Here is a 16,492-nt window from a genome sequence, read left to right on the forward strand (position 1 = left end):
AAACCGATGCAACAACAACTGATTATGGAACTGCTGGTGTCTTTTTTTCTACTGGTCGGTAGTTTCTTTATGCTGGTTGGCGGGATTGGGATGGTTCGTTTACCCGACTTATTTACTCGCCTCCACGCTCCGACCAAATCAAGCACTTTGGGTTTAGGAAGTTTTATCATTGCTGCCATGATTTATTGGGCTTTTCATGGACGATACGGCTTTCCCGAACTGCTCATTACATTACTCGCTTTTATTACTGCACCGGTATCGGCAAACTTAATGGCACAGGCAGCACTACATTTAAAACTTCGCTCATTAAGTGGGGATGTTCCAGAGTCAATTGAACGCCCTCTGCCGTGGAATCGATATGTCAGCCGTGATTATCACGATGCAAAACAGCGCCTTTCTCAACAAAGAAATCGCCCCAATCCACCACAAAAATAAAAAGACTTGTGCTGTAATTTCAACAGCACAAGCCTGAATTACACGACAAAGAAACATTGGTTCTATCTTTTATTAATTGGTCAACCAATCCAAACATCCAATCCAAGTCCACCCGAGCAGCCTGAATTAAACTTTCCACGCCTTAAACCGTTGTCGCGAAAAATAATGTTCCACATGAAACATATATCGTTTGTTATATTTATTAGGGGGATCTATTTCAAATATCATCATTAAATTGACATATGACTTTCTCACCCAAAAACATTCACCTCACATTAAAAATACATATGCAGTAAGTGATAAGTTTATCCATAAAAAAAGCCACCCGTAGGTGGCTTCTTCTCTTTATACATTACTCGTCATTCTTTTGCTCAGGCAAGTCTTTCACTGCCTCAGCGATAAGCCCGAACATGTAGTTACCATAAGCATTGGTTTTGTCATAATGGAAACGTAAACGTGGTGTTATACGTGTCTTAATACGACGACTCAATTCGTGACGCAAGAAACCTGAAGCCTTATTTAATACATCTAAGGTTTCTTTATTTGCAGTCTCACTTTGCTCATCACCAAGTTCACGGCCCATAACTGTCACGTAAACTTCAGCGTATCCCATGTCTGCACTGACTTTCACGGCTGAGATGGTCACTAAACCACCTAAGCGTGGATCTTTCAGCTCCTGACGGATGAGTTCAGACAACTCGCGCTGTACTGAATCCGCCATACGCTTCAGACGTTGACTACCCGCCATTAAAGACTCCGTTTCACAATTTGTACATCGTACACTTCAATTTTGTCGAGTGCTTTGATGTCATTATACCCTTTCACGGCAAGACCACATTCCATACCTGCACGAACTTCGTCTACCACGTCTTTATAACGACGTAATGATTCAAGTTCACCTTGGAACACAACAACGTCATCACGTAATACACGAATTGGCTTGTTACGGTGGATCACACCTTCCATAACCATACAGCCCGCAGCCGCACCGAACTTACTAGAACGGAACACTTCACGTACTTGCGCTACACCCAGAATCGTTTCACGATGTTCTGGTGCAAGTTTACCGCTCATAGCATCTTTCACATCATCAATTAATTCATAAATGATGCTGTAGTAACGAATATCGATACCATCTTGGTCTGCTTTTTGACGAGCAGTTGTATCGGCACGGACGTTAAAGCCAAGCAATACCGCTTCAGAAGATTCAGCCAATGTCACGTCAGATTCAGTGATTGCACCAACACCCGAACTAATGATACGAACTTTTACTTCATCAGTAGACAATTCATACAATGCTGTGTTCAATGCTTCTAAAGTACCACGTACATCTGTTTTCAAGACCACGTTGACTGTAGGCACATCCTTTTTGCCCATAGATGCCATGATGTTCTCAAGACGCATTGCACTTTGACGATCAATACGTTTTTGACGTTCACGGTCTGCACGTGCATCAGCAACTTCACGGGCTTTTTTCTCATCATTTACAACAAGAACTTCATCACCCGCCATTGGCGCTTCTGGTAAACCTAAAATCTCTACAGGAATAGAAGGTCCTGCTGATTTGATTGGTTGACCATTTTCATCATTCATCGCACGAACACGACCATAAGATGAACCTGCAAGAACCAAGTCACCTACATTCAATGTACCGTTTTGAACCAGAATCGATGTCACCGCACCGCGACCTTTGTCAACACGAGCTTCAATTACCACACCTTGTGCAGCACCTTCGCTAGACGCTTGAAGTTCCATCATTTCCGCTTGAATCAGGATTAAATCCAGTAATTCATCGATACCTTGACCTGAATGTGCAGAAACTTTAGCAACTGGAACATCACCACCCCATTCTTCTGGAACGATTTGTTTTGCTGTTAATTCGTTTAATACACGATCTGGCTCAGCAGATTCTTTATCCATCTTGTTAATTGCAACAATGATTGGCGTACCTGCTGCACGTGCATGGTCAATTGCTTCTGCTGTTTGTGGCATTACACCATCGTCAGCCGCAACAACCAATACCACGATATCCGTTGCTTTCGCACCACGTGCGCGCATAGATGTAAACGCAGCATGTCCCGGAGTATCTAGGAAAGTGATAATGCCTTTTTCAGTTTCAACATGGTAAGCACCGATGTGCTGTGTAATCCCACCAGCTTCACCCGCAGCCACTTTTGAACGACGAATGTAGTCAAGCAATGATGTTTTACCATGGTCAACGTGACCCATGATGGTTACAACAGGAGGACGTGTTGATAATTCACCACGCTCTTGTTCAGCCGCTTCAAGTAAGTTGTCTTCTGCTTGAGTATCAGAAACAAGAACTGGGTTATGCCCCATTTCTTCAACCACTAATACTGCTGTATCTTGGTCAATGGCTTGGTTTTGCGTTACAAGCTCACCCATTTTCATGAGTGATTTAATAACTTCACGTACTTTAACCGCCATTTTTTGTGCAAGATCGGCAACCACAATGGTTGAACCAATTTCAACATCATATACTTGTTTTTTAACAGGTTTTTCAAAACCATGTTTGTTAGCTTGGCTAGTTTTTAGACCACGTTTATGATGGTTTTGGTTGAAGTTTTGCTCTTCTTGACCACGACGTCCGCCTTTTTTCTGGCTACGAGGGTCTTTTGTACCACCACCACGTTTAATTTCACGGTCTTCCTTGTTAAAGGAATCTTCGTAAGCCTGTCCAACAAGACCTGCCGCCAAAGGTGAATCGTCAATCACACGAATCGTTGCACCGCTTTCGTCATTTGAATATTTAGATGCCATTTTACGCATCTGTTCAAGTGTACGTTGTTGCGCTTCTTCTGCTGCCTTGCGACGCGCTGCTTCTTCAGTTGCTTTTAACTGAGCAGTTTGTGCTTCACGTGCTTTTTTCTGTTCTAATGTTTCAACAGGTTTAATTGGCTTAACGGTACCGCCACCTTTGCGTTTTACCACAACCGCAGCTTTAGGGGACTCAACCGCTTTTTCTTTTTTCTGAGCAGCACGCATAGCATCTAATGTTGCTTTCGCTTTGTTTTCAGATGCTTGACGAGATTGCTCGTCTGTACGTGATTTTACATCTACATCAACACGTGTTTTTGCTTCAGCCTCTGCTTTCGCTTTTGCTTCAGCTTTAATTTGTTCTGGATCTGGTTTGGTAAAAGTATGCTTTTTGCGTACTTCTACATTAATAGTTTTTGCTTTACCTGAGGTACTTGCAACTTTTGCTGTACTGGTTGTTTTACGTTTCAACGTGATTTTTCCTGCATTGCCGCCGTCTTGACCATGAACCTTCTTCAAATGGCCGACCAAAGCATCTTGCTGTTCTGTAGTAATCATATCATCGGCGTGACGCTGAGGAAGTCCAGCATCGCGAACTTGCTCTAGAAGCTTCTCGACGGGACGCCCAACCGTTTCTGCCAATTCTTTAATCGACTTATCCGTCATGTTTACCTCCTAGTTAAACCATGATTCGCGCGCTTTCATAATCAATTGACCCGCAGTTTCTGTATTCAAGCCTTCGATATCTTCAATATCGTCAGTTGCCTGATCTGCCAAATCGTCAATTGTCACCACGCCGCGGCTGGCAAGTGCATACGCAAGTTCACGCGTCATGCCTTCCATATTTAATAATTCTTCGCTTGGCTCTTGTACATTTTCCTGTTGCTTCAACGCATCAGCCAGAGCCACTTCTTTGGCACGACCTTGTAGCATTTCAACGGTTTGAGCATCCAATTCAATTTCATTGAATGTTTCAGCAGGAACGTAAGCGATTTCTTCAAGTGAAGTAAAGCCCATTTCCACAAGTGCCATTGCTAAGTCTTCATCAATATCCAAACGTGTTACAAACATGTCCAGATATTGTTGTGCTTCATTTTGTTGACGAGCACGATACTCTTCTTCAAGCATCATATCTAGCTTAAAGCCAGTTAATTCAGATGCCAAACGTACATTTTGCCCTTGAGAACCAATTGCACGCGCTAACTGATCACTGGTTGCAAAAATAATATCTGCTGTTTTTGCGTCTTCATCAATCACGATACCCGATACATCTGCAGGCTCTAAAGCACTTGCGATATATTGAGCTGGATCATCAGACCACACCACGACATCAATACGCTCACCATTGAGTTCTGATTGAACAGCTTGAATACGTGTCCCACGCATCCCGATACACGCCCCAACAGGGTCAATACGGTGGTCGTTGGTTTTCACTGCAATTTTAGCACGAACGCCTGGATGACGTGCGGCTGCTTTAATTTCGATGATTTCTTCAGCGATTTCTGGGATTTCTTTTTTCATTAAAGCAATCAGCATTTCAGGTTTCGCACGTGACAATAATAATTGCGCACCACGACCTTCACGATTTACTTCAAATAAAATTGCATTCATACGTTGTTTTGGACGTAACAATTCTTTTGGAATCATTTCATCACGCGACAAATATGCTTCTGCATTGTCACCTAAGTCGATAATAAAACCATCTTTGGTTTGTTTTTTCACTTCACCGTAAACTAACTCACCAACTTTAGATGCATACGCATCAGCAATAAGCGCACGTTCAGCTTCACGGATTTTTTGCACAATTACTTGTTTGGCAATTTGTGCTGCAATACGACCAAACTCAATTGATTCAACTTCGAGTTCACGAATATCACCAATTGACCATTTCGCTGGATCAACGTCAGAAATTGCATCTTGGCAAGCAGGCATTTCATGATCTTCATCCGCTACGACTTCCCATTGACGGAATGTACGGTAGTCACCTGTTTTACGGTCAATTTCTACACGTAAACTGGCTTCTTCAGAATTTGTGCCTTCGTAATATTTTTTTCGAGTTGCCGCAACAAGTGCTTGCTCAAGTGCTTGGAAGATGGCTTCGCGGCTCACACCTTTTTCATTACTAACCGTTTCTGCAACGGTAAGAATCTCACGACCCATATAAGTCACCTATTTCTCAGATTTTATTAAAATTTAGTCTTGATAAACCAGATTTGCTTTGTCGATATTATGACTATCGATTTCAAGCACTTGCTGTTTTTCTACTTCCACCTGAATGGTTTCTGCTTCCAAGTCCACCGCAACCAGTTTTGCCTGAAATTTACGACGGTTTTCAACAGCACTAATTAAACGCAAAGCCACTTGCTGCCCAATATAATCCTGCATTTGTGACAATTCAAAGAAAGGACGATCCCAACCCGGAGAAGACACTTCCAACGCATATTCACCTGAAATCGGGTCATGTACGTCCAACATGGCACCCACTTGCTGGGTTACACGTACACAGTCATCTACACCAATACCACGCCCTTGTTCAACTTCACCATCTTCATTTAAAGCAGGTGCTGCAGTTTCATCAACTGTTTTGTCGATATAAATGCGTAATAAAGAGCGTTTTCCCTGAGGTAAAAATTCAATACCCCAGAGATCAACATCACAAGCTGCAACTGCTGGTGCAATTAAGTCTTGTAGCGCTTGGGTTTTATTTGATAGTTTCATGTACTCTCGTCATTTTTGTGCAATACAACAATCGGTTTTAACCGATAACCTTTTGTAGTGAAGCACGTCTATTTGACCAATTGATGTCTACACTACACGAATAGCCAATAAAAAAGGGCGAAATCGCCCCAATCTATCACAGTGTTATGATGCCCACTGTGCAAAAAGGCCCACCTGTCTGTGAGCCTTTCCAAAAGAATCTTGGTAGCGGGAGCTGGATTTGAACCAACGACCTTCGGGTTATGAGCCCGACGAGCTACCAGACTGCTCCATCCCGCATTAACGATGCAATATTTTAGCTAAAAATTCGACAAATTTCAATTTTTTTAGCCCAATGAAGTTGCATGCTTCATTGATTGGTAGCGGGAGCTGGATTTGAACCAACGACCTTCGGGTTATGAGCCCGACGAGCTACCAGACTGCTCCATCCCGCATCAATAGACTTACTTTCTGGTTTAAAGTAAGTTGTTCTATCAGTCTTTAACTGATGGGCGCATTGTATAGAAAGGCTAATCCTTACGCAAGCTGTTTTGCATCTTTTTGTTGCATTTATAGATCAACCACTCATTTTTCACACGATTTGGTCTGATTTTACATATCATCTTTTAAATATTATTTTTTTATCCATTGCATTTTTCTTTCTGACTCTTGACACAAAAAAACCAGCAAACTATTGAAATAATTAAATTTAATTTAAAAATAAAAGCAAAAACAGAAAGTTTTCTCACCTTTGTACGCTATTTCTTACACGGTACAGTGCTTTTTGCGTCTATGGCTCCGCTATAGCAACATTTAATCTATGTTCATCAGCAAGGGATAAGAACAATGGATATGTTCACCAAGGATGATGTGCTGATGGTCATGGATATGACAACAAATGGATAGAACTGGATGTTCCTCTTAAGATATTAACCCGAACTTTTGTTCGGGTTTTGTCTTTTAAAGATTGATCATCTATTTCCACGGTCTTAAATCGACAATTTTAATTACTAAGCCTTCACACCTACTTACATAATATAAGCTTCAATATAGAGATAAAAATTATGGCGAGCTCCCCCTAATAAAGACCAAACCAAACAGAGCTAAAGAATGACAAATCACTATCAATTTAAAGTGACAAATTTTGTCAGTAAATAACATTGATTGTAACTTTGTGTATATATTAAATTCTTGATAATTTTTAAGTTATTGTTTTATTTTGATTAAGAACTTGGCATGTTTTATGCTAATATACATTATGAAATAAATGTATGATGTAATTTATACATAAAACTAAAGTTTGTAATTTGGAGAAATTTTATGAATGCACAAAAGGGCTTTACCCTAATTGAGCTTATGATTGTTGTGGCTATTATTGGTATTTTGGCTGCGATAGCAATTCCTGCATATCAAAACTACACTGTTCGTGCAAAAGTAACTGAAGGCCTAAACTTAGCTGGTGCCGCTAAAGCAAGCATTGCAGAAAATGCCGCAAGCGGTACTTCTGACTTGGCTGCTGGAATTACTCCCATTGGTACGGGAACAGCTTCAACTGGTGTAACTGCTACACCAGCAACAGCAAATGTAGCGGGCTTAAGCATAAATACATCTACAGGTGAGATTACTATCACGTATACAGCTGCTGTTAAAAGTGTTGTTTTAAAATTAACACCTAAAGCTGGTGGTAATGCGTTAGTAGGTGGAACTGTTCCAAGTGCACCTATTGAATGGACTTGTACTGTTGATAATGCTAATAATGCTCAATATGTACCATCAAACTGCCGTGGTACTGCTCCTGCTGCTCCTGCTGCTCCTGCTCCTGCTGCCTAATATTTCAAAGAGCCCTATTATTACTTAGGGCTCTTCTATTATTAATCCATATAATAGACTTCTTGCATAAATACCTTTTATTTTTCTTGCGCTGCATTGCAATATATTTCAATTTTGCTCAGGAAGAAAAATAAAGAGGGTGTAAAGAATTATGCAAGAGCTCTAGTAGATCCAGTGAAAATTACATGGAAAGCAATGTGCTAGCTGAGAGATTTACTTTGATAACGTGGCGGGGGGAGTCTGTGATTCACATAAGAGATTTAATATGAAAATATTTAAGTTAGATATTGTCTTAAAAGTTTTTACGTTAATTGCTTTTTTCTTTTTCGCTTACAATATTTTTGATTCATTTACAAACAACCATAATAAATTATTATTATTACTTCTTTTCGGGGAGGCAATAACAATGATACTGGTTATTTTTTCAAAGTCAGCAAGCAATAGAAATTTTTCTCTAATATCAATTGTATTAACATTATCAGCAACTTTTTATTTTTTCTTTATAAACTTAAATGTTGGGGTGGCTATTATCCAACCATCAACATCAGGAATAATAATGTTTTTTGCTGTAATTTGGCAGATTGTTTCTAAAATTTGTTTAGGGCGGAATTTTGGCCTATTACCTGCATATAGGGGAATTGTTACTTATGGGCCGTATAGAATAGTAAGACATCCTATTTACTTAGGATATTTTATAATGCATATGAGTTTTCTTTTAGGAAATTTTTCTATTTATAATGCTCTACTATACACTCTATTATATGCCTTGCAATTTGGAAGAATATTTTATGAGGAAAAAATACTGCAAGAAAATGAAGAATATGCTCATTATATGAAAAAAGTAAAATATCGATTTATTCCTTTCTTAGTATAGTCATAATGAACAGTACATCAAACAATTATTTAATATCTCCTTTTATTGACTTCATGATGCTTGGCGGATTTGCCTTGTTAACATATCTTTTTATCTTAATCACAGGGTTTGGTAATAATATTGATATTGCTATTTGGATGTTTTATTTAGCATTCTTTGTTAACTCTCCACACTTTATGATTAGTTATGAAATTTTCTATAAATCATTTCCAGAGAAAATAGGGCTTAATAAACAATTAATTGTAGGATTAATTATCCCGAGTCTATTATTCTTATTAATATCAGTTGGCATATACTACGATAGTAAAAAAATTTTTACATTTCTTCTACTCTCTATGTTCTTTTTGGTTGGGTGGCATTATATTAAGCAATCGTATGGTTGCTTTATTGTCTATTCAGCTGGAAATAAAATTTACTACAGCAAAAAAGAACAAAATTTAATAAAATACTCGCTATATCCTTTATGGATTGGATCTTTCTTAAATATTTTCACCAATAAAAATCTTAACAATTATTGGGGCTTAGAATATAATTTTCCAAGTTTCTTCAGTCAAAATCTCTTATTTATAAAAATCATATCAATATCTGGCTTTTTTGTTTTTTTATGCGTAATTATTAATAATTATTTTAGGGAAAGAAAACCACCTAATTTAATTGCACTAACACCAATTCTTATAGGTTATATCTGGTTATCTCCAATCTTTTGGAATAACATTTATTTTTATATGATACCATTTTTTCATTCTTTACAATATTTTTTATTTTCAGGAACTTTTACATATAATGTAATAAAAAAAGAGAATAGTGGATTAAAAGGTTGGATCAAGTGGTGGGGAATTGCTTTTATTTTAGGAGCCTTGTCCTTTGAGTTTCTACCAAATTATTTAGATCTATTTTTTTCTTTAAATTCAAAAGTTACACCTCATTTGTTTTTAATTTCCTTCATCTTCTTCATAAACATTCATCACTATTTTATTGATAGCATAATATGGAAAGGGAGCAACCATGACGTGCGTAAAAACTTATTATTTAAAGAATAAAAAAATACCTCAGATATAACCCGAATCCTGTTTAAGCTGATGTTTTCACAATACGGATCATCGGCTTATTTTGATGACAGAGTTGATATGCACACAAAGAAACATAAATACCAGACAAATAGCCAGCAACACTTCGAGCTTTTCTCGTGACTAAATTATAAGCCCCTATGGGGCTGTTTATTCTTCATTAGAGCTACATATAGAGCATATAATGCTAATTAATGCATATTGATGCGATGGATTATATATTGATAGCAGGGCAATCTTTTAAATAAATGATATTTATCATGTTTTAGCTACAAGTAAAATGCTTTGAAATGAGTGAAATTGGAACACTTATACTAAACTGCGATAAAAGTAATTTCTGAAATGCTGAGCTGCGAGGAACGAATTCTTAGGCGTCTATAGCTTTGTTTAAGAAATTTCCAATAAGTTGCTTCAAATTTAAGAAGGAAATCATCAATGACACAGAATAATTCGGTACTATTAAACATAAGGACTAGGGCTGTGAGTTTTGTGTAGTAACTCAACTGATGGCTTTAGTCCTTCTTTTTTCAAGTCAATTTATTATCCGCGACTCGGGTTAGTTAAGTTTTTTTATTTTAATGATATATTGCCATTTCTAAAAAATGAAACAAATACAGTAAAAAATTCAAGCCGTGAGGTGCATGTATATTACTTGAACTGAAAATCAGAAAGCTTGTTTGAATCGATTTATTTCATCAAAGGATGATACACTAATGCTCGAAAATCTAGGGTACAAATACCCATCAAATAAGGTGGTCGTTTTTTTATTTATAGAAGATATCTATTGTTAAATGACAATATTAAATTTGCTACAATAAAAAGTTATTTAAAATTAAAATTCATTATGAAAGCCTCACAACAATTACTCTCAAATATATTAAACTCAAGTAGTGCAAATGAGCATTATCATATTCCTAAGTTTCAAAGACCATATAGCTGGCAAAAAGACCATTGGGAAAAATTTTTAGATGACATTGAAGAGGATGAGCTAAACCACTTCATTGGTTCAATTATCTGCTTATTTGATGAGAGCTCTACTGAACCCAATACAGATAAAGTTTTTGAGCTCATTGACGGGCAACAACGTTTTACAACCATATCAATTTTTTTAGCTGCATTAAGGAAAACATTAAATCTTGAAATTGAAAAAGCTAAAGAACATATGGATGAAGAAGATTTCTTCGAATATAAAGCGATCCTGATTAATATATCTAACCAACTGGTAAAAAAACTAAAAAAATCTAATAATTCTAAACAGAAAGGTGTCTTTTCTTTAAAAGATGACTACTATATTCTAAGATTTCTACCTTCGACACAGAATGAAAATGAGGGGGACTACAAATATATTTTGAGTTTATGTGGTGTTTTACCTAGTGCTGTGAATAAGCCTAATTATTTTAATCTTAGAAGAATGTCTAAAGCTTATAATTATTTTATAGAACGTTTAGAAGAAAAAAATCTTGATGAACTAAAAAACATTACTCAAAAAATCAATGCGATCACCATGGTACATATACAGGTCAGTTCAAATAATGATGCTTTTAGATTATTTGATACCCTCAACAACCGTGGATTACCATTATCTGCAATTGATATTATTAAAAATAAAATGCTAGCCACACTAACCAGCAAATATAATAAAAATATAGATTCAGCTTATGACCAATGGCAAGATTTAATTAACAATATAGAAGGGTTAGAAGATCGATTCCTAAGACAGTATTTCAATGCCTTCAACCACTTACCACTAATTTCAATAAACAACAAGAAGGCAACAACTTCACAATTAATTAAGATTTATGAAGAGTTAATTGAAAAAAAAGACGCTCGAGAATTATTTTCAGACTTAGTTTCTAAATCAAATATTTATAAATCACTTATTGAGCCTGATATAAAAACAGAGCTTGGTAAAAATCTTCAAGAATTTAATTATATTAATACTGCCCCAACTTATACATTATTAATGTACTTAATGTCATTAGAGCATGATCTTTTTTCTGATAACCATGAACAAACTTTGTTAGATATTTTAACATTCTTACAAAAATTTGCTATTAGACGGAACCTAACAGATATGCCAAAAACTAGGACACTGGATCAAATTAACATTGACGTCATTGAGAGTTGTCATAACGCTATTAAAAACGGTAAAAAAATTGATATCAGCTTAATAAAGTCTTCTTTTTTAAACAATAAACATAAACCTGCAAATATTGATCAAGTTAAAGAGGTATTATCAAGTAATGATTTTTACCAAAATAGTATGTCTAGATATTTACTAATCAAATTAGACTCTCTCTGGACAAATCGACAATATAACCCTAATTTATGGGAAAGAAATAATAAAGGCGACTACCTCTGGACAATTGAACATGTACTACCACAGTCAGAGAACATATCAAAAGACTGGGAAGAAATGCTCAAGAGAAATGCAAACAACCGGGATATCAAAGATATACACCAAGAAAACGTACATAAAATTGGAAATTTAACCTTATCTGCGTATAACTCAAAACTATCAAAAGGTAGTTTAGCGCAGAAGCAGACTCTGAAGATTATAAAACTTGGTAGCCTTACCATTAATATTGGTTACCAAAATGGTTTAGCAATCAATACAAATCTATCTTTTGATAACCAATCATTAAGCAATGTAAAGCATTGGACTGACTTCGAAATCAATAAGAGAGGTAAAATTATGGTAGATTTATTAATCGAATCTTTAGGTTTTTAAATTATTTATTTAAAATCAAATAGCCACTAAATTACAAAATTTAGTGGCTATCTCAATTATAAGGTTCGAGCACTTTGCCCCAACTCAAAATTTTCCAGCAACAGCGAACTGCACTTTTTAACGGTTTTTTATAATCCTTCTTTAAGCTCATAACCACTGTTCACAGCTTCAGTCTTAATCTTTAAGCTCATTTTAGAGTGTGACATGATCAGTTATAGACAACTTTGCTCAACTGATCTCCCGCATTTTAAGCTTTAAGCTCAATTTAAAATAATCGGCTGATCAGCCAACTCATTCGTATCATCCACGCCTTGCTGTGCATAAAAATGTTGTAATTGTTGACCGATGTGCTGGACCCCAATCATCACGGCTTGGCGATACTGTTGTTGTTTTAATTGTTCCACCATATCATCACAAATCTGTTGCCATACGATTTGTTCGGCTAAAGCATTTATCCCCCGATCTGTCACAATTTCCACCTGCCGTTCACACAGATTTAAATACACCAAAACGCCACTGTTGGCAGCAGTGTCCCATACGCCAAGGCTGGCAAATAAGTCTCGCGCTCGAAGTTGTGTGTTTTGATGGTACGCCACCGAACACGGAATATGTCCTTCTATCACCACCTGAATTTCACCCACATGCCCCTGTTCGGCTTGTTGAACTGCAAGACCAATTGCATGTTGGTCATCTTCATTAAAATAGCGTTTACTTGAAGAAATATAACAAAAGTGTTTAAACCAGCGTTTGAGGCTTGGACTGACTGGCTGCGTTTGTTTTGCCGTTGAAACCACGGTCTGATCAATAATACTTACCATGAGCCTGATGCTCCTCCGCCGCCAAATCGACCTCCACCGCCCCCATATCCACCGCTGCTTCCCCCACCAAAACCTCCACCACCGCCACGACCAGAATTTGAGAGAATCATTTGTAAAATCAGCTGTGCCAGCGAGGTGATGAGTAAGAAAAATACCGCCACACCTAGTAGCAGACTGGTTAAAATCCCCACACCACTGACGACACCTGCCGTAACTGCTGCAACGCCTGCGGTGGCAGCACTCACCCGATTACCGACAATAAATGATGCAAATACCCCTACCACCAAAATAATTGCGGTATATAGCCACATTTGTTCGCGGGCGTGTTGCTCCTGCAAAGCCTGTTCGTGTTGTTGTTTCAGATCATCGGCGGCTTGTTTGGCAATTTCGGGGTCTTGATTCAAAATTTTGCTAATTTCAGCCAATCCCGAATCGAGTCCTTGTGCAAACTGGTTTTGTTTAAAATATGGGGTAATTGAATTGCGAATAATGCGGCTAAGGATGACATCTGGCAATACGCCTTCTAAACCATAGCCAGTTAAAATTTGAATACGATGATCATTGACCGCAACTGCAATCAGTAGACCGTTATCACGTTTGCTTGAACCAAGTTTCCATTGGTCTGCAACACGCATGGCATAGTCAAAAATATCCTCTGAACCTGTTGTTGGAACAATCACCACCCCCACTTGAGCTTTGCCTTGTTGGTATAGGGTCTGAATTTTCTGACTTAAATTTTGCTGTTCGGCAGCGGTTAAAATATGAGCTTGATCGATCACAGGCTGGTTCATGGTGGGCAATGTACGGCTCGTTTGCCCTTCTGCCATATCATTCGCCACGGTCACAGCAGTTTCACTGGCAACAGTTGATGTTACTTTCTTCGCTGGTTGCTGTTGGATGATTTTGCCAGCAACAATCGCCTCAGCACCACCACTATCCGCCACAGCCGATGCTTCTGCCCATGTGACACTGACGCTGATCAGACAGAGAATACCGATCAACCATGTCCAAAGAATTTTATCTAACCGCCATGTGTACCATGCCATGTGCGTGTGTCCAGTTTAGTCAAATGAAACTTTGGGTGCTTTGTCTGCACCTGCTTCTGCACTAAAGTTTGGTTTGGTTTTCATGCCAATTACTTTTGCAGTCAATGCCTGTGGGAACTGGCGCACGTACGTGTTGTAATCCTGTACAGTGGTAATATAACGATTACGTGAAACAGCAATTCGGTTTTCAGTACCTTCAAGTTGTGATTGTAGATCTAAAAATTGCTGGTTGGCCTTTAAGTCTGGGTAGTTTTCAGATACCGCAATTAAGCGTGATAATGCGCCCGTAAGCTGACTTTGTGCTTGTTGGTATTTTTGGAACAAGGCTGGATCTTCAAGTACCTGTTTATCTACTTTTAAACCTGCCACGTTAGAGCGTGCTTCGGTCACTTGGGTTAAAACATCTTTTTCATGTTTTGCATAACCTTTAACGACATTAACCAAGTTTGGAACCAAGTCCGCACGGCGCTGATATTGGTTTTCAACATCTGACCATGCAGCAGTAACGGCTTCGTCTTTTGCCTGTAGTGTGTTATAGCCACAACCTGTAAATAGCAATGTGCTGCTCAACATTGCAACCAATGCTGTTTTCTTTGCCCAATTCATAATTTTTCCTCATTTTTATAATGGGTCGTTTTTTTTATTGTAATTATAATTTTATAAAAGAATGTTTTTTTATTTAACAAAAAAGCGCCAAGTTCAAACCTGACGCTTCTTTTAAATTAGCTCATCTTAGATATCAAGATAATCCAAGATTCCTTCAGCAGCTTGACGTCCTTCCCAAATCGCAGTAACGACAAGGTCTGAACCACGTACCATATCTCCACCCGCAAAGATTTTTGGATTAGAAGTTTGGAATTTAAACTGTTGTTGTTCTGCTGCAACCACACGACCAGAACCATCTACACCAATATTGACATCTGCAAACCAATCTGATGGACTTGGGCGGAAACCAAATGCCAGTAACACGGCATCAGCAGGTAAGATTTCTTCTGAACCTGGAACTGGCTCTGGGCTACGACGACCACGGCTGTCAGGTGCACCCAATTGGGTTGTCACAACTTTAATGCCTGTCACTTTGCCATTTTCACCAACAACTTCAATCGGTTGACGGTTAAACAGGAAGTTCACCCCTTCTTCACGTGCATTGCGCACTTCACGAAGTGAACCCGGCATGTTTTCTTCGTCACGGCGGTAAGCACATGTCACATCGGCTGCACCTTGACGAATTGCAGTACGGTTACAGTCCATTGCGGTATCGCCACCGCCTAGCACGATAACTTTCTTGCCTTCCATGCTGATGTATTCGGATGAGTCTTTTTCCCAACCTTGGCAACGGTTGACATTGGCAATTAGAAAATCGAGTGCGTCATAGACACCTTCAAGTTCTTCACCGGGGAAACCACCTTTCATGTAAGTGTATGTTCCCATTCCCATAAACACGGCATCGTAATCTGCCAGTAACTGTTCAATGGTGACATCTTTACCAATTTCAGTGTTTAAACGGAACTCAACGCCCATGCCGTGGAAAATTTCACGACGACGTTTCATCACGTCTTTTTCCATTTTAAATTCTGGAATACCAAATGTCAGTAAACCACCAATTTCTGGACGTTTGTCAAAGACTACTGGTTTGACGCCATTGCGAACCAAAATATCGGCACAACCTAAGCCCGCAGGGCCTGCGCCAATAATCGCTACTTTTTTATCAGTCCATTTTACGCTCGACATATCTGGACGCCAGCCTAAAGCAAAGGCGGTATCGTTGATATATTTTTCAGCATTACCAATAGTCACTGCACCAAAACCGTCATTTAAGGTACATGCACCTTCACATAAACGGTCTTGAGGGCAAACACGACCACACACTTCTGGTAGGGTGTTGGTTTGGTGGCATAATTCTGCTGCTTGGAAAATACGACCTTCAGCAATCAGTTTAAGCCAGTTCGGAATGTAGTTATGCACTGGGCATTTCCATTCGCAGTACGGGTTACCACAGCCTAAACAGCGATGTGTCTGGTTTTTTGCCACATCCGCAGTAAAGGGCTTATAAATTTCCACAAACTCTGCTTTACGAACCTGAATCTCTTTTTTCTCTGGATCTTGGCGTGGTACATCTAGAAACTGAAAGTCATTATTTAGGCGCTCTGCCATGTTTCTCTCCGTGGGTAAGCGTGGAGAACTTCAACAGTTCCCCACACCTGCCTATCAATTTT

Annotated in this window: 13 protein-coding genes, 2 tRNA genes and 1 pseudogene; 5 read left to right on the top strand and 11 right to left on the bottom strand. The window is 38.5% G+C overall.

The window, feature by feature from the left end:
* Window positions 1-6 precede the first annotated feature (6 nt).
* The gene (locus tag ABDV70_RS08410; protein ID WP_343596997.1) at window positions 7-435 is read left to right on the top strand and encodes a Na+/H+ antiporter subunit G; all 429 of its coding nucleotides are present in this window, start codon (window positions 7-9) and stop codon (window positions 433-435) included.
* 352 nt (window positions 436-787) lie between these two features.
* Here ABDV70_RS08410 and ABDV70_RS08415 read toward each other — a convergent pair whose 3' ends face one another.
* From ABDV70_RS08415 to ABDV70_RS08440, 6 genes are all read right to left on the bottom strand, one after another.
* Complete coding sequence (locus tag ABDV70_RS08415; protein ID WP_343596998.1) at window positions 788-1,183, bottom strand: ribosome-binding factor A; 396 nt, start codon at window positions 1,181-1,183, stop codon at window positions 788-790.
* Entirely contained in the window at window positions 1,183-3,879 is a 2,697-nt protein-coding gene (infB, locus tag ABDV70_RS08420; RefSeq protein WP_343596999.1) for a translation initiation factor IF-2, read from the bottom strand. Before infB ends, ABDV70_RS08415 begins: the two co-directional genes overlap by 1 nt.
* A 9-nt stretch (window positions 3,880-3,888) precedes the next feature.
* A complete protein-coding gene (gene nusA / locus ABDV70_RS08425) occupies window positions 3,889-5,373 on the bottom strand; it encodes a transcription termination factor NusA (RefSeq protein WP_343597000.1) in 1,485 nt (494 codons plus the stop codon).
* Between the two features lie 33 nt (window positions 5,374-5,406).
* On the bottom strand, window positions 5,407-5,931 hold the full coding sequence (gene rimP / locus ABDV70_RS08430) for a ribosome maturation factor RimP (protein WP_343597001.1): 525 nt from the start codon (window positions 5,929-5,931) through the stop codon (window positions 5,407-5,409).
* 202 nt (window positions 5,932-6,133) lie between these two features.
* Window positions 6,134-6,210, bottom strand: a tRNA-Met gene (locus ABDV70_RS08435).
* A 78-nt stretch (window positions 6,211-6,288) separates the two neighbouring features.
* A tRNA-Met gene (locus tag ABDV70_RS08440) sits at window positions 6,289-6,365 on the bottom strand.
* A gap of 865 nt (window positions 6,366-7,230) precedes the next feature.
* On the opposite strand from ABDV70_RS08440, the gene ABDV70_RS08445 reads away from it, so the two are divergent.
* The 3 genes from ABDV70_RS08445 to ABDV70_RS08455 all read left to right on the top strand — a co-directional run bounded on the left by ABDV70_RS08445 (window position 7,231) and on the right by ABDV70_RS08455 (window position 9,654).
* Complete coding sequence (locus ABDV70_RS08445) at window positions 7,231-7,740, top strand: pilin (protein ID WP_343597002.1); 510 nt, start codon at window positions 7,231-7,233, stop codon at window positions 7,738-7,740.
* A 265-nt stretch (window positions 7,741-8,005) separates the two neighbouring features.
* Entirely contained in the window at window positions 8,006-8,614 is a 609-nt protein-coding gene (locus ABDV70_RS08450; protein ID WP_343597004.1) for an isoprenylcysteine carboxylmethyltransferase family protein, read from the top strand.
* Window positions 8,615-8,619: 5 nt separating this feature from the next.
* Window positions 8,620-9,654: a hypothetical protein gene (locus tag ABDV70_RS08455; RefSeq protein ID WP_343597006.1), complete on the top strand. Its 1,035-nt coding sequence runs from the start codon at window positions 8,620-8,622 to the stop codon at window positions 9,652-9,654.
* A 31-nt stretch (window positions 9,655-9,685) separates the two neighbouring features.
* Here ABDV70_RS08455 and ABDV70_RS08460 read toward each other — a convergent pair.
* Window positions 9,686-10,148, bottom strand: a pseudogene (locus ABDV70_RS08460) (hypothetical protein).
* A 377-nt stretch (window positions 10,149-10,525) separates the two neighbouring features.
* On the opposite strand from ABDV70_RS08460, the gene ABDV70_RS08465 reads away from it, so the two are divergent.
* Window positions 10,526-12,412, top strand: a complete 1,887-nt coding sequence (locus tag ABDV70_RS08465; RefSeq protein WP_343597008.1) for a DUF262 domain-containing protein — start codon at window positions 10,526-10,528, stop codon at window positions 12,410-12,412.
* Window positions 12,413-12,672: 260 nt separating this feature from the next.
* Here the strand turns inward: ABDV70_RS08465 and ABDV70_RS08470 are convergent, their stop codons facing one another.
* The 4 genes from ABDV70_RS08470 to ABDV70_RS08485 all read right to left on the bottom strand — a co-directional run bounded on the left by ABDV70_RS08470 (window position 12,673) and on the right by ABDV70_RS08485 (window position 16,430).
* Complete coding sequence (locus ABDV70_RS08470; protein WP_343597010.1) at window positions 12,673-13,230, bottom strand: TPM domain-containing protein; 558 nt, start codon at window positions 13,228-13,230, stop codon at window positions 12,673-12,675.
* Entirely contained in the window at window positions 13,224-14,276 is a 1,053-nt protein-coding gene (locus ABDV70_RS08475; RefSeq protein WP_343597011.1) for a TPM domain-containing protein, read from the bottom strand. The genes ABDV70_RS08470 and ABDV70_RS08475 overlap by 7 nt, the downstream gene beginning before the upstream one ends.
* Window positions 14,277-14,291: 15 nt before the next feature.
* Window positions 14,292-14,882, bottom strand: coding sequence for a LemA family protein (locus tag ABDV70_RS08480; protein ID WP_343597012.1), 591 nt, complete (start codon window positions 14,880-14,882; stop codon window positions 14,292-14,294).
* Between the two features lie 126 nt (window positions 14,883-15,008).
* On the bottom strand, window positions 15,009-16,430 hold the full coding sequence (locus tag ABDV70_RS08485; protein WP_343597013.1) for an FAD-dependent oxidoreductase: 1,422 nt from the start codon (window positions 16,428-16,430) through the stop codon (window positions 15,009-15,011).
* Between the last annotated feature and the right edge of the window lie 62 nt (window positions 16,431-16,492).

It is taken from the genome of Acinetobacter sp., assembly GCF_039596015.1.
Taxonomy (GTDB): Bacteria; Pseudomonadota; Gammaproteobacteria; order Pseudomonadales; family Moraxellaceae; genus Acinetobacter.

What these genes read in the sequence shown, in the direction of transcription:
- ABDV70_RS08410 (WP_343596997.1), top strand. Translation starts at nt 7, where the DNA reads ATGCAACAACAACTGATTATGGAACTGCTGGTGTCTTTTTTTCTACTG.
- ABDV70_RS08415 (WP_343596998.1), bottom strand. Translation starts at nt 1,183, where the DNA reads ATGGCGGGTAGTCAACGTCTGAAGCGTATGGCGGATTCAGTACAGCGC.
- infB (WP_343596999.1), bottom strand. Translation starts at nt 3,879, where the DNA reads ATGACGGATAAGTCGATTAAAGAATTGGCAGAAACGGTTGGGCGTCCC.
- nusA (WP_343597000.1), bottom strand. Translation starts at nt 5,373, where the DNA reads ATGGGTCGTGAGATTCTTACCGTTGCAGAAACGGTTAGTAATGAAAAA.
- rimP (WP_343597001.1), bottom strand. Translation starts at nt 5,931, where the DNA reads ATGAAACTATCAAATAAAACCCAAGCGCTACAAGACTTAATTGCACCA.
- ABDV70_RS08445 (WP_343597002.1), top strand. Translation starts at nt 7,231, where the DNA reads ATGAATGCACAAAAGGGCTTTACCCTAATTGAGCTTATGATTGTTGTG.
- ABDV70_RS08450 (WP_343597004.1), top strand. Translation starts at nt 8,006, where the DNA reads ATGAAAATATTTAAGTTAGATATTGTCTTAAAAGTTTTTACGTTAATT.
- ABDV70_RS08455 (WP_343597006.1), top strand. Translation starts at nt 8,620, where the DNA reads ATGAACAGTACATCAAACAATTATTTAATATCTCCTTTTATTGACTTC.
- ABDV70_RS08465 (WP_343597008.1), top strand. Translation starts at nt 10,526, where the DNA reads ATGAAAGCCTCACAACAATTACTCTCAAATATATTAAACTCAAGTAGT.
- ABDV70_RS08470 (WP_343597010.1), bottom strand. Translation starts at nt 13,230, where the DNA reads ATGGTAAGTATTATTGATCAGACCGTGGTTTCAACGGCAAAACAAACG.
- ABDV70_RS08475 (WP_343597011.1), bottom strand. Translation starts at nt 14,276, where the DNA reads ATGGCATGGTACACATGGCGGTTAGATAAAATTCTTTGGACATGGTTG.
- ABDV70_RS08480 (WP_343597012.1), bottom strand. Translation starts at nt 14,882, where the DNA reads ATGAATTGGGCAAAGAAAACAGCATTGGTTGCAATGTTGAGCAGCACA.
- ABDV70_RS08485 (WP_343597013.1), bottom strand. Translation starts at nt 16,430, where the DNA reads ATGGCAGAGCGCCTAAATAATGACTTTCAGTTTCTAGATGTACCACGC.